This is a genomic window from Novosphingobium sp. SG707 (assembly GCF_012275515.1).
Classification (GTDB): Bacteria; Pseudomonadota; Alphaproteobacteria; order Sphingomonadales; family Sphingomonadaceae; genus Novosphingobium.
On the sequence record NZ_JAAZQL010000002.1, the window covers coordinates 269,847 to 282,324 of the forward strand.

Here is a 12,478-nt window from a genome sequence, read left to right on the forward strand (position 1 = left end):
GGCTTTCCTTGCAACTCCTGCCTATCTCGGCGCGGTTAGGAAAGTGAGAATCGCATGGCAACGCATACTACTCGGATGCTCATCATTGGTTCCGGCCCGGCCGGGCTGACCGCGGCGATCTATGGCGCGCGGGCGGGTTTGAACCCTATCGTGGTGCAGGGGCTTCAGCCCGGCGGGCAATTGACCATCACCACCGACGTTGAAAACTATCCCGGTTTCCGTGAAGCGGTGCAGGGCCCCTGGCTGGTGCAGGAAATGCAGGCGCAGGCCGAGCATGTGGGCACGCGCATGATGTGGGACACGATTGTCGATATCGACCTGTCGGGTCCGCCGTTCCGCGCGATTGGCGATTCGGGCGATGTCTATGAAGGCGACACGCTGGTCATCTGCACCGGCGCGCAAGCCAAGTGGCTGGGCACCAAGGGCGAGCAGGAATTTTCGGGCAAGGGCGTTTCGGCCTGCGCCACCTGCGACGGCTTCTTCTATCGCGGCAAGAAGGTCGTGGTGATCGGCGGCGGCAATACGGCGGTCGAGGAAGCGCTTTACCTCACCAACCATTCGCAGGACGTGACGCTGATCCACCGCCGCGATTCTTTGCGCGCGGAAAAGATCCTGCAGGACCGCCTGTTTGCACATCCGAACATCAAGGTGTTGTGGAACAAGGAAGTCGAGGAATTCGTCGGCGATGGCGCCATCGGCGGGGCGGGCCTGACGGGTCTGGCGCTGGTCGATACGGTCACGGGCGAAAAGTCGGTCGAACCGGCGCAGGGGGCTTTTGTGGCCATCGGCCATGCACCCGCCACCGAATTGTTCAAGGGCAAGCTGGAGCTGGACGAGAGCGGCTATATCGTGGTTCAGCCTGGCACGCCCAAGACCGCGATCCCGGGCGTGTTTGCGGCTGGCGACGTGATGGACCACACCTATCGTCAGGCCGTGACGGCGGCGGGCACGGGCTGCATGGCGGCGCTGGATGCGGAACGCTTTGTCGGCGCGCTGGATTTTGCGGCGCAGGCGGGCGCAGATGTCGCGGGGGCGGACGCCTGATGGCATAAAGGGCGGCGGGTTTACGCGCCGCCCTTTAACGCCCCGATGATTTGATCCATCAGCCATTCGCGCGCATGGGGTTCGACAAAAGAATGGCTGGCCCCGTCGCAGCGGGCGATGCGCGCATCCTTGCCATCCCATACGCCTGCAAAGGCCTGCGCGGTCGAATCATTGCCCGCCAGCAGCAGCCGCACCGGCCCGGCAAAAGCGGCCAGCCCATCGCGCATCTGCTGCACCAGAGGCGCAGGCGGCGGCGCGGGCCGCGCCAGACGCAGCAGCGAGCCAAACAGGCTGGCCAGCGAAACTTTCCCCGTCAATAGGCGCATCAAGGCATCGGTATTGACCAGCCGCTTGCGATAATGCGCGCGCAGGGCCTGCACCGAGGGGCCTGCATTCTCTTCCTCAAACGTCCAGGGGTTGGACAGCACCAGCCCATCCACCCCCGCGCCCGAGGACAGCATCAGCGCGCTGGCTGCATCACAATTGCCCAGCGCGATCACGCGGATCATGGACGGCACCGCCGCGCGAAACGCCGCAATCGCCGCCGCCAGATCGGGCGCGGAAGACTGGAACCCGCCATTGGCCCCCTCGCTGTCGCCCACGCCGCGCCGGTCGAAACGGAATGCGGCATAGCCTTGCGCCACCGCGCCCTCGGCAATGCGGGCATGGCTGCCCCATGCGCCGCTGCGGATTTCATTGCCGCCCGAAACGATCAACAGGCCGGTGGTGGGCGCCGCATCGGGCAGGTCGAGCGTGGCGAAGAGCATGGCGCCCTCGCAAGGGAAACTCAGCATCCGGCGCATCACGCCGTCTCCCGCTGGGCCAGAGCGACAGCGATGATCGCGGCCAGAGCATCGGCTTGGCCTGCATCCTCGCCCGGTTCGGGGCGCAGCCACAATCCGGGGCCGCCCAGCCCGTCCTGCGTGATGGTCTGAACGGCGGGCTCCTCGCGCGCGACCAATCCGCCGAATTCCGCGATAAAATCGGCTCCCAGCCGATATCCGGCCAGTTCCAGCCCATGCATCCGCCCGGCTTCGAGCAGACTGTCCTGCGTTTCGCTGCGCCCCGCCTCACGCGCGGCAAGGATGCGCGCGCGCAGCATCTGGCGCATCTGGCTGGCCCCGGCCACCGGGGCGTAATACCATCCCGGCACCCCGCGCGGCGCGGCCAGCGCCCCGCCGCGAATGGTCAGCATATGGCTGGCCGCGAAATGGCGCGCGGCCCCCTCCATCGCCACCTGCCAGTCGCCGGGCGTTTGGGCCTCCAGCGGCAGGATGCTTTCGTTAAGCCCCGGCAGATCGGGCAAGACGCAGGCGATCCCGCTGGCCGCCAGCCGCCGCATCACCTCGACGGTAAAGCGGCGCAGCTTGTTGCCCTCGTCAAACAGCGCCGGAACGATCAACAGGCAGGCCTTGGGCGCGCCTTCGGGGCGCAGCGCCAAAGCCCATTCCTCCACCGTTCCGCCGCCCGGCAGCGGGCAGGGCCATTGGGTCATTTCTCGCAACCGAACAATTCCTTATATGGGTTCAGGCCGCGCCGGTTCTTCGTTTCAGGTCGCGCTCCGGCGCTCCGTCACGAAATTCAGCAGCGAGCCGTAATCGGCCAGCATGTCGCCATCGACATCCTCATCCTCGACGATGATGCCCAGACGGTCCTCGATCTCCGTCAGCAGCCCGGCCACCGCCATCGAATCCAGTTCGGGCAGATGGCCAAACAGGCCGGTTTGCGCGGTGAAAGCCTCGGCCTGGCCCGGTTTCAGCCCCAGCACATCGCGCAGGATGGCGCGGAGCAGTTGGTCGGTATCGTCTTGCATGAGAGTCCTGTAGGTTTAATTCACCATGCCCCGGTAGCCGCCCTGTGGGTTTGCCTCAAGCCTTGGCTGCATAGCGGCATTTGGTTTCCAAATTATCGACGCCGAATTATTTGGGTTAAATCATCTGGGCCTATCAAACCACCGACGCAGCACCGATTTGGCGATCGCCCCCCACTGGCCGGGGCGCAGCGGGTGATAGGCGGTGATTCGGTAGCGCGGGCGGGATTCCTCCATCCAGTCGCGTTTGTAGGGATCATCGCCCGTGCCGAAATCAACGGTATGTACATGGTCGCCGTCGATCACCCGTTCAAACAGCGCCGCCGACAGGCTGGTGCCCGGCGAGATCGGCTTGGCCGCCTCGATATAGGCCAGCTTGTGAATATAGGCGGTGCCGTTTTCGACGGTCCACATCTGGGCGGCAACGGGTTGGTTCACGCCGTCGATCTCGCCATGGGCCACGCCCATGCGCAAGCGGCCCGCCGCGCCTTCTTCCTGCGCGAAACGGCGCAAGAGGGCGGGCGAACCTTCCTCCGGCTTCCAGCTTTGCGCATAGATGGCCTCGTAATCATCCCATGCGGCATCGGAAAAGGCGTCATAGAGGGTGATCGAGACCTTCTTGGCCTTGCGCTTTAACGTGGTGCGCAAAGGGCCGGGGCGAGCGGCGAGATAGTCCGCATAGGACCGCCCGTTCAGGCGCAGAAAGTGATTGGTGTCGCAAGGCACGCGCTCGACAAACCAACCCGCGCGGGCAAAGGCAGCCTCCAGCAGGGCGGCCTCGCCATCCTCATCCGGCACTGGCCAGAGCGTGACCCGCCCCGTGCGCCCCTTCAAGTCACGCGCCAGCGCCGTAAGCAGCCCCAGCCCATCGGCCCCCGGCGAGACGCGCGGCCGCACTGTAAAGGCATACCAATTGGCCAGCGGTCCCAGCCCATCATCCCGATAGGCCAGCGGCAGCACCGCGACATCATCCCCATTGCGCGCCACACCCAGCAACGGGCGCACCCCGCCCAGTTCGGCAAGACCCGCAAACCATTCCAGCCGGTCAAAAGGGCCGGGCGCAACCGGGGCACGCAGCAGCGCGCCCAGCGCATAATCGCCTTGCAGTTCGTTAAGGTTAGCGTGATAGCTGAGCCGGGTCACAAGCCTGTCCGAAATCGGGAAAATCCATGGTACAGCACAGTATTCCGCTCGAAACCGCTCCTTTGCCGCTGGACCATCTGGCGATCCGGGGCAGGGATGAGGCTCCGGCTCTCGTGCTGCGCGAAGGTGTTCTTAGCTATAAGGATTTAACAGAGCGTGTCGGTGCGATGGCGGCATGGCTGGCGTCGCGGGCGGAGCCGGGCGCGCGCATCGCCACTTGGGCGGCCAAAGGCGAACTGACTTGCCTGATGCCTCTGGCGGCGGCGCGGGCGGGGATGGTGCATGTGCCGATCAATCCGCTGCTCAAGCGGGCGCAGGTGGCGCATATTCTGGCCGACAGCGGGGCGGCGCTGCTGATCGCCACGCCCGCGCGGCTGGCTTCGCTGGAGGCGGGCGATGCGCCTTGCCCGACCATGGGCGAGGGTGAGGCGATTGAGGAGAGCCGTGGTTTCGATCCGCTGGGGCCTTCGCAAGGCGATCCCGATGATCTGGCCGCGATCCTTTATACCAGCGGTTCGACCGGGCGGCCCAAGGGGGTGATGCTGTCCCACGCCAATATGTGGCTGGGGGCGCAGAGTGTGGCGGCCTATCTGGAGCTGCGCGAGGATGACCGGGCGCTCGCCGTGCTGCCTTTGAGTTTCGATTATGGGCAGAACCAGTTGCTCTCGCACTGGTATGCCGGGGCCAGCGCGGTGCCGCTCGATTATCTGATGCCGCGCGATGTGGTGAAGGCGATTGATCGCCATGATGTGACCACGCTGGCCTGTGTCCCGCCGCTCTGGGTGCAATTGACCGAGCAGGAATGGCCCGCGCATGTGGCCGCCAAATTGCGGCGGCTGACCAACAGCGGGGGGGCGTTGACGGTCGATCTGGTGCACCGCCTGCGGGGGATATTTCCCGATGCGCGCCTGTTCGCCATGTATGGATTGACCGAGGCGTTTCGTTCGACCTTCCTCGATCCCGCGCTGATCGACACAAATCCCACCAGCATGGGGCGCGCGATCCCCCATGCCGAAATCCTGGTGGTGCGCGATGATGGCGCCATCGCCGGGGATGATGAGGAAGGTGAGCTGGTCCATTGCGGCCCGCTGGTGGCCAAGGGCTATTGGCAGGATGAGGCGCGCACCGCAGAGCGCTATAAGCCCGCGCCGGAAGCCAGCACCTATGGCGGCATGGCGGTGTGGAGCGGGGATCGCGTGCGGCGCGATGCGGCGGGGCTGCTCTATTTTGTGGGGCGGCGCGATGCGATGATCAAATCCGCGGGCAACCGCATCAGCCCTCAGGAAATCGAGGACGCCGCCATCGCCACCGGATTGGCGGCCGAGGCGGTGGCGCTGGGCCTGCCCGATGATCGGCTGGGCCATGCGGTCTGTCTGGTGGTGCGCGCTGTGCCGGGCGCGCAAAACCCGGCCGAGGAATTGCCCCGAAGGTTGAAGGCCGATCTGCCCAATTTCATGCAGCCTTCGGTGATCCACTGGAAGGAGGCCATGCCCATCAGCCCCAATGGCAAATTGGACCGCACAGGATTGTATCAGGAAATGCTGGAATGGAAGATTGCCGTCGATCAGGCCACCTCGCGGGAGCGTGATGCATGAAGCCTTTGGGGCCGATTCCGGCGGGTTTTGCCGGGCGTGACGGAGTTTTGACGATTGACGGGGCCAAGGTCACCGAACTGATCGCGCAGAGCGGGGGGGCAACGCCGCTGTTTGTCTATTCGGGCGCCATGCTGCGCGCGCGGGTGGCGGATCTCCGCGCGGCGATGCCGGACCGGCTGGCCATCCATTATGCGATGAAGGCCAATCCCTTTGCACCCCTGCTGCGGCTGATGGGCACGCTGGTGGATGGGTTCGACATTGCCAGCGGCGGCGAGTTGGGCATGGCGCTCGAGGCGGGGCTGGACCCTGAGAGGATCAGCTTTGCCGGGCCGGGCAAGCGCGACATGGAATTGCAGGCTGCAATCATGCGCGGGGTCACGCTCAATCTGGAATCCGAAGGCGAGGCGGAGCGCGCGCTGAAGATTGCCGAGCGAATCGGCAAGACTCCAAGGCTGGCGATACGGGTAAACCCCGATTTCGGCCTTGCGGGATCGGGCATGAAGATGGGCGGCGGGGCCAAGCCCTTTGGCGTGGATGCCGAGCGCGTGCCCGAACTGGCGCGGCTAATCGTTGCGGCAGGGGCGCAGTGGCGCGGATTTCACATCTTCGCCGGGTCGCAATCGCTCTATACCGATGCGATCATCGAGACACAGGCCCAGACCATCAAACTGGCCGCCCGGCTGGCCGAGGAGGCGGGCGTTGGCTTGCCGCATTGCAATCTGGGTGGGGGCATGGGCATTCCCTATTTCCCCGGCGACACGCCTGTCGATGCGAAGCGTGTAGGCGAGGCATTGGCGCGCGAATTTGAACAGATGCCTGACGTTCTGGCCGAAACGCAGTTCTGCATCGAACTGGGCCGTTATTTGGTAGGTGAGGCTGGGGTTTACTTGACCCGTATTGTCGATCGCAAGATCAGTCATGGCGAAGTCTATCTGGTGACGGATGGCGGATTGCATCACCAACTGGCCGCCAGCGGCAATTTCGGCACGGTTGTGCGGCGCAACTATCCCGTTGCCATTGCCACGAAATTCGGCGCCGAATCGGTTGAAGAGGCCAGCGTCGTGGGCTGTCTTTGCACCCCGCTTGACCGGCTGGCCGACAAGGCGGGCTTTCCCCATGCCGATGTGGGCGATCTGGTCGCGGTGTTCTGCGCGGGCGCCTATGGGGCCAGCGCCAGCCCTTCGGCCTTCCTCGGACAGGGCCCGGCGCGCGAGATGATGGTGTAGGTATTGTTTCCTAGTCACGACGGCTTCGCCTTTACCAATATGGCTTTACTTTGCCTGACGCGCATCGGGCAAAGTTTTGCGCAAGACGCGCCAAGACGCCGCAAGAATCCCGGCTGTTAAGAAGTTTCCGGCAATTGTCCCTATCTGGGACCACTATCCAAAAAGGCCGGATTTGGCCGATTGCGTGCCGCAATGGCTAACCGGATCTTTACCCTTCTTGCCCATACCGCACCTTGAACTGCCGTACCTTCCATCAGGAATGCATCCTGTTGGGCAACCGGACGGCGCCGTCGAGGAAAAGGACCATGTCGAGCAAGAGTTTTGCAACGCTGCTTGGCGGAGCTGCGCTGGCCAGCGTCGCCATGGCGGGCTGCGCCGACGCTAGAACCGCCCCGCGTTTGCCCTCCGCCAACTTTGTCGCGCTTCAGGAAGGGCCGGGCGAGGATTACGTGATCGGGCCGATGGACGAACTGACCGTGTTCGTCTGGCGCAATCCTGAACTGGGCGCGCGCGTCCAGGTCCGCCCCGATGGCCGCATCACCACGCCGCTGATTGCCGACCTGCCCGCCACGGGCAAGACGCCCAGCATGTTGGCGCAGGACATCCAGCTTCAGCTCAGTCAGTATATTCAGGACCCGCTGGTCTCGGTGATCGTCAACCGCTTTGCTGGCACGTTCTCTGAACAGATCCGCATCGTCGGCGCCACCGGGCGCCCCGCCTCGATCCCTTATCGCGCGAACATGACCATTCTGGACGCGATGATTGCGGTGGGCGGCATGAATGAATTTGCGGCCGGCAACCGTTCGAAGCTGGTTCGCTTCGACAAGGCCACCGGCAAGCAGAAGGAATTTTCGCTGCGCCTGGGCGACCTTTTCAAGAAGGGCGATTCCAAGGCCAACGTGATGCTGATGCCGGGCGATGTGATCATCATCCCCGAAAGCATCTTCTAAGCAGGGGGCCATCCGATGAATACGCTTCTGGAAGATTTCCGGGCCACGTTGCACAGTATCTGGCAACGCCGCTGGCTTGCGCTCGCTGTGGCGTGGGTGGTGTGCGTTCTGGGCTGGCTGGGCGTTTCGATGGTGCCCAACACCTATGAATCGCGCGCGCGCATCTTTGTCCAGCTCTACGATCCGCTGGCCGCGCAGGTCGGCATCAACGACACCGACCGCAAGGCCGCCATCGACAAGGTGCGCGATTCGCTGACCGGCACGCTCAATCTGGAGCGCGTGATCCGCTCGACCCGTCTGGGCGAGAACATCACCACGCGCAAGCAGATGGACGGCGCCGTGGCGGGCCTTGGCAAGGCGATCAAGATCAACGCCGATCAGGACAATCTGTTCACGATCACCGCGCGTTCGGCCTCGATGCGCTATTCCGATGGCGAAAACGCCCGCCTGTCGCGCGATATCGTCCAGAAGCTGATCGACATTTTCCGCGAGGAAAACCAGAACGGCGGTCAGGGCGAAATGAAGCAGACGCTTCAGTTCCTCGACCAGCAGCTGGCCAACCGTCAGGGCGAGCTTCAGGCCGCCGAACAGCGCCGTCTGGCCTTTGAATCGCAGCATCCCGAACTGGCGCAGGGCGGCGTTTCGCTGATCCAGCGTCTGGAACAGAGCCGCGCCTCGATCCGTGGTCTGGACGCTGACATCGCCGCGGCGCAAAGCTCGCTGGCCGCTATCCAGGCGCAGGTCGCCAGCACGCCCCAGACCGTGGCCGTTGCCGGCCCGACCGGCGGCCTGCGTGGCCAGCTTGCTCAGGTCCAGTCGGATCTGGCGATGATGCGCGCTCGCGGGCTGACCGAAAACCATCCCGACGTGATCACCGCGCGCAACCAGATCGTCTCGCTGCGCCAGCAGATCAAGGCGGAAGGCAATTCGGGCGTCGCCTCGGGCACGCCGAACCCGGCCTACAGCTCGCTCGAATCGATCCGCGCCGAACGGCAGGCCAACCTGCAATCGCTGCAGGCCCGCCGCGCCGCTTCCGAGCAGGAAATCGCCCAGATCACCTCGCAGCAGTTCACCAACCCCGAACTGATGCAGGAAGCCCAGAACATCAGCCGCGACTATGACGTGCTGAAGAGTCAGTATGACAAGATGCTGACCGACCGCGAAAACCTGCGCCTCAAGGGTCAGGTCGTCTCGGCCCGCGGCACGGCCAAGGTCGATGTGCTCGATCCGCCGGTTCTGCCCCGTGCGCCCACCGCGCCCAATCGTCCGCTGTTGCTGCTGATCGTTCTGGCAGGTGGCATTGTGGCCGGGATTGGCGTGGCTTTCGCCGCCGGTGAGCTTCAGTCGAGCTTCTCGACCACGAGCAAGCTGGAGCGTTCGACGGGTCTGCCGGTGCTGGGCGCCATTTCGCAGACGCTGACCGCCGAGGGCGCCGCCAGCAAGGCGCGCCGCACCCGCAACTTCTACGCTGCATCGGCGGCTCTGGGCGGTGTGTTTGCCCTGCTGCTGGCGATGGAATTCATCCAGCGCGGCACGATCGCCTGAGGAGGATGACATGAACGAACCTCTCAAGAATCAGGACTTTTCGCAAAAGCCGGAAGAATCGCACAGCTCGCTGATCCAGCGCGCGATGCAGGCCTTCGATCGCGGCCAGTTCGTGCCGCCTTCGGGTCCGGCCGATCTGCTGCCCCCATCGCTGACGCCGCAGGCGCCGCAAGGGATCGCCGCCGCCCAGCCGCAGGCCTATGCGCCGGTCAACCCGCAAGCGCCGGTCAATCCGCAGGCTTATGCCCCGGCACCGATCGTGGCCCCGGTCGCCCCGCCGCCGCAATATGGCGGGCAGACTTATGGCGATCCGGGCGCTCATGCCTCCCAATTTGCGCCCCAGCAGCCTGCCCATGCGCCCGCTGCTCCGGCGCAAGCCTTTCACCGCATCAACCACCAGCGCCTTGCGCTTGAAGGTTTCGCGGTGCCGGGCGGTGCGGCCAATGCGCAGGTCGAGGAATTCCGCATCGTGAAGCGCCAGCTTCTCGAACAGGTCGAAGACCTGCGCCGTCAGGGCGCCGGGGTCGAGGCTCAGGCGATCCTGGTGACTTCGGCTCTGCCCGAGGAAGGCAAGACCTTCGTGGCGATCAACCTTGCCATGTCGATCGCGGCGGAAAAGGACAGCGAAGTCGTGCTGGTCGATCTCGACATGGCGCGCTCCTCGGTGCTCTCCACGCTGGGCCTGCCTTCGGGTCCGGGTCTGGTCGATGCGATTGCCGATCCGCGCATCGATGTGCGCGATCTGGTGATCAAGACCGATCTGGGCGGGCTTTCGGTGCTGCCGGGCGGCCGCCCGACGGCGTCGGACTCCGAATATCTGGCCTCGGCCCGCGCCAAGGCGGTGCTGGCCCGGCTGGTCGAAGGACACCCCAACCGCGTGGTCGTGTTTGACACGCCGCCGGTTCTGGCCGCCGCCCTTGCGGTCGAGGTCGCCAAGCTGTCGGCCCAGACCGTGCTGGTGGTGAAGGCTGAAAAGACCTCGGGGAGCGCGGTGCAGGACGCCGCAGGGCTGCTCTCGGCGGGCTGTCCCAATGTGCAGGCGCTGCTCAACGGGGTGCAGTTCAGCCCCAGCGGCCGTCGCTTCGGCACCTATCACAACTATCGCGGGTAATTGATCATGCGGGCGATGCCTCATCGGATTTCTGTTCTGGCGCTGGGCGCGGTGCTTGCGGCTTTGCCGCAGGTGGCCGCCGCCCAGCCCCGCCAGACCGCCGCTCAGACCCAGGGTCTGAACGATGCGGCGATGCAGGCCATCGCCCCCAATCTTGCCGACAACACCATCCAGACCACCGACAACAGCCGCGACAATGGCGCGCAGGGCGTGGTCCAGCAGGATCAGGCGATCGGGGCCAATCCCTATACGCCCTTTTCCTATGACAATGACGTGACCTATACGCAGGCCGATGGTTTGCGCACCAGCAACACCAACCGCCGCGAAACCCCGGCCGACCGCGCGGGCCGCTATTACGGCGCGGCCTACAGCAGCGGCGATCTGGCCTCGGCGGCCTATTCGGACGACGATTACAATTCCACGCGCGGCAAGACCACGATGAAGCCGCGCCGCCTTGGCGTGTTCGATCAGGGCACGGTGGACAAGCGCCGTCTGGCGATCCGCCCCTATATCGAGGCCGCGCAGGTGGTGCAGGCCAATCTGGGTTCGCGCAGCGGCCTTGCCTATAATGACGATGTCGTCACCTATTCGACCTTGGCGGCGGGCGCCGACGCCACGATCAACGGGCGCAACAATCAGGGCGTGATTTCCGTGCGTTACGAGCGCCGCTTTACCTGGAACCGCAAGAGCAACACCGATGGCGTGACGGGCATTGCGCGTATGTCCTCCTCCATCGTCCCCAATGCGCTGCGCGTCGATTACGGCGGCTTTGCCAACCGCACTTATGTGACGGAAACCGGCGCGGCCTTTGGATCGAGCGCGGTGGGCGCGGATTCGCTGACGCAGGTTTACTCGGTCTATGCCGGGCCGACGCTGGCCACGCAAAAGGGCGATGTGGCCGTGACCGCGCATTATCATGCCGGTTACACCGCGCTCAATTCGCAGGGCAATGTGACGGCCAACGGCGTTTCGGCGGGCGTGGACCGGCTCGACCATTCGACGGTTCAGGAGGGTCGCTTTGCCATTGGCAACCGTCCGGGCGAGGGGCTTCCCGTCGGCCTTGGCGTGGATGCGGGCGTCTATCAGGAAGACGTTTCGAACCTGACCCAGCGCGTCAGCGACAAGCACGCGCGCGCCTCGATCACCATCCCCGTGGCCGAGGACGTGTCGCTGGTGGGCGGCGCGGGCTATGAGCATGTGCGGGTTTCGGCGCGCAACGCCAAATTCGACAGCGCGGGCAATGTGGTGGTCGACGCCAATGGCCGCTATGTCACTGATTACTCGCAGGGCCGTCAGATCGCCTTCGACACCGAAGGGCTGATCTGGGATGCGGGCGTTGTCTGGCGCCCCAGCCGCCGCACCAACATGGAATTCCATGTGGGCGAGCGTTATGGCCGTCTGGGCGGCTATGGCTTCATCAATTATCAGCCCGACGATCATTCCAGCTTCAATCTGGTGGTATATCAGGGCGTGACGGGCTTTGGCGGGGCGCTGACCAACTCGCTCTTCAACCTGCCCACGCAATTTTCCACCGTGCGCGATGCGATCACCGGCAATCTGTCGAGCTGCGTTGCGGCAGCGACTTCGGGCAATTGCCTTGCCGGGTCGATTGGTTCGGTCAATTCCACGGTCTATCGCGGCAATGGCTTTTCGGCCGGTTATTCGTTTGACCACAGCCGCCTGCGCGGCGGTATCGGCTTTGGCTATGAGCGCCGCCAATACATCACCGCGCCCAACACCATTCTGGCCAATATCAACGGCAAGGTGGACCAGTATTACTGGGTCTCGACCTATCTGGGCTATCACGTGACGCCGCGTTCGACCTTTGGCGCCACGCTGGACGGGTATAAGTATATCAGCGGCCTCAACACCGCGCAGGGCGACATCAACGCCATTCGCGCCGTGGGCCTTTATCAGTATTACATGTCGCGCCACCTGACGGCGACCGCATCCTTGGCTCTGGACGGGATCACCCGCGAAAAGGCCGATGACCTGTGGAGCACGGCGGCCGCGCTTGGTATGCGTTACACCTTCTGATCCCATTGGGGAGAGCA

At 64.5% G+C, this 12,478-nt stretch carries 11 protein-coding genes; 7 read left to right on the plus strand and 4 right to left on the minus strand.

The genetic code is table 11. The annotated features are described in order from the left end of the window. The first annotated feature begins 54 nt into the window (after nucleotides 1–54). Nucleotides 55–1,044, plus strand: a complete 990-nt coding sequence (gene trxB / locus FHW92_RS06010) for a thioredoxin-disulfide reductase (protein WP_168602358.1) — start codon at nucleotides 55–57, stop codon at nucleotides 1,042–1,044. A gap of 20 nt (nucleotides 1,045–1,064) precedes the next feature. On the opposite strand, the gene FHW92_RS06015 is transcribed toward trxB, so the two are convergent. The 4 genes from FHW92_RS06015 to FHW92_RS06030 all read right to left on the minus strand — a co-directional run bounded on the left by FHW92_RS06015 (nucleotide 1,065) and on the right by FHW92_RS06030 (nucleotide 3,997). Then, a complete protein-coding gene (locus tag FHW92_RS06015) occupies nucleotides 1,065–1,847 on the minus strand; it encodes a hydrolase 1, exosortase A system-associated (protein WP_168602359.1) in 783 nt (260 codons plus the stop codon). Beyond that, nucleotides 1,847–2,539 carry a hypothetical protein gene (locus FHW92_RS06020; RefSeq protein WP_168602360.1) on the minus strand — a complete coding sequence of 231 codons (693 nt, stop codon included), beginning with the start codon at nucleotides 2,537–2,539 and terminating at the stop codon, nucleotides 1,847–1,849. Before FHW92_RS06020 ends, FHW92_RS06015 begins: the two co-directional genes overlap by 1 nt. 54 nt (nucleotides 2,540–2,593) lie before the next feature. Continuing rightward, entirely contained in the window at nucleotides 2,594–2,857 is a 264-nt protein-coding gene (locus tag FHW92_RS06025) for an acyl carrier protein (RefSeq protein ID WP_168602361.1), read from the minus strand. A gap of 120 nt (nucleotides 2,858–2,977) precedes the next feature. Continuing rightward, the gene (locus tag FHW92_RS06030) at nucleotides 2,978–3,997 is read right to left on the minus strand and encodes a GNAT family N-acetyltransferase (RefSeq protein WP_349237652.1); all 1,020 of its coding nucleotides are present in this window, start codon (nucleotides 3,995–3,997) and stop codon (nucleotides 2,978–2,980) included. Between the two features lie 26 nt (nucleotides 3,998–4,023). On the opposite strand from FHW92_RS06030, the gene FHW92_RS06035 reads away from it, so the two are divergent. The 6 genes from FHW92_RS06035 (at nucleotide 4,024) to FHW92_RS06060 (ending at nucleotide 12,461) form a co-directional block, all read left to right on the plus strand. Further along, the gene (locus FHW92_RS06035) at nucleotides 4,024–5,592 is read left to right on the plus strand and encodes an acyl-CoA ligase (AMP-forming), exosortase A system-associated (RefSeq protein ID WP_168602362.1); all 1,569 of its coding nucleotides are present in this window, start codon (nucleotides 4,024–4,026) and stop codon (nucleotides 5,590–5,592) included. Beyond that, nucleotides 5,589–6,818 (plus strand): pyridoxal-dependent decarboxylase, exosortase A system-associated, encoded by a 1,230-nt coding sequence (locus tag FHW92_RS06040; RefSeq protein WP_168602363.1) that lies wholly within the window; start codon nucleotides 5,589–5,591, stop codon nucleotides 6,816–6,818. Before FHW92_RS06035 ends, FHW92_RS06040 begins: the two co-directional genes overlap by 4 nt. A gap of 305 nt (nucleotides 6,819–7,123) precedes the next feature. Then, a complete protein-coding gene (locus tag FHW92_RS06045; RefSeq protein WP_168602364.1) occupies nucleotides 7,124–7,768 on the plus strand; it encodes an XrtA/PEP-CTERM system exopolysaccharide export protein in 645 nt (214 codons plus the stop codon). Between the two features lie 15 nt (nucleotides 7,769–7,783). Beyond that, nucleotides 7,784–9,313, plus strand: a complete 1,530-nt coding sequence (locus FHW92_RS06050; protein WP_168602365.1) for an XrtA system polysaccharide chain length determinant — start codon at nucleotides 7,784–7,786, stop codon at nucleotides 9,311–9,313. A 10-nt stretch (nucleotides 9,314–9,323) separates the two neighbouring features. After that, nucleotides 9,324–10,424 carry an AAA family ATPase gene (locus tag FHW92_RS06055; protein WP_168602366.1) on the plus strand — a complete coding sequence of 367 codons (1,101 nt, stop codon included), beginning with the start codon at nucleotides 9,324–9,326 and terminating at the stop codon, nucleotides 10,422–10,424. A 15-nt stretch (nucleotides 10,425–10,439) separates the two neighbouring features. After that, nucleotides 10,440–12,461 (plus strand): preprotein translocase subunit YajC, encoded by a 2,022-nt coding sequence (locus FHW92_RS06060; RefSeq protein ID WP_168602367.1) that lies wholly within the window; start codon nucleotides 10,440–10,442, stop codon nucleotides 12,459–12,461. The last annotated feature ends 17 nt before the right edge of the window (nucleotides 12,462–12,478 follow it).

What these genes read in the sequence shown, in the direction of transcription:
- FHW92_RS06015 (WP_168602359.1), bottom strand. Translation starts at nt 1,847, where the DNA reads ATGCGCCGGATGCTGAGTTTCCCTTGCGAGGGCGCCATGCTCTTCGCC.
- FHW92_RS06055 (WP_168602366.1), top strand. Translation starts at nt 9,324, where the DNA reads ATGAACGAACCTCTCAAGAATCAGGACTTTTCGCAAAAGCCGGAAGAA.
- FHW92_RS06060 (WP_168602367.1), top strand. Translation starts at nt 10,440, where the DNA reads ATGCCTCATCGGATTTCTGTTCTGGCGCTGGGCGCGGTGCTTGCGGCT.
- FHW92_RS06050 (WP_168602365.1), top strand. Translation starts at nt 7,784, where the DNA reads ATGAATACGCTTCTGGAAGATTTCCGGGCCACGTTGCACAGTATCTGG.
- FHW92_RS06045 (WP_168602364.1), top strand. Translation starts at nt 7,124, where the DNA reads ATGTCGAGCAAGAGTTTTGCAACGCTGCTTGGCGGAGCTGCGCTGGCC.
- trxB (WP_168602358.1), top strand. Translation starts at nt 55, where the DNA reads ATGGCAACGCATACTACTCGGATGCTCATCATTGGTTCCGGCCCGGCC.
- FHW92_RS06020 (WP_168602360.1), bottom strand. Translation starts at nt 2,539, where the DNA reads ATGACCCAATGGCCCTGCCCGCTGCCGGGCGGCGGAACGGTGGAGGAA.
- FHW92_RS06025 (WP_168602361.1), bottom strand. Translation starts at nt 2,857, where the DNA reads ATGCAAGACGATACCGACCAACTGCTCCGCGCCATCCTGCGCGATGTG.
- FHW92_RS06040 (WP_168602363.1), top strand. Translation starts at nt 5,589, where the DNA reads ATGAAGCCTTTGGGGCCGATTCCGGCGGGTTTTGCCGGGCGTGACGGA.
- FHW92_RS06035 (WP_168602362.1), top strand. Translation starts at nt 4,024, where the DNA reads ATGGTACAGCACAGTATTCCGCTCGAAACCGCTCCTTTGCCGCTGGAC.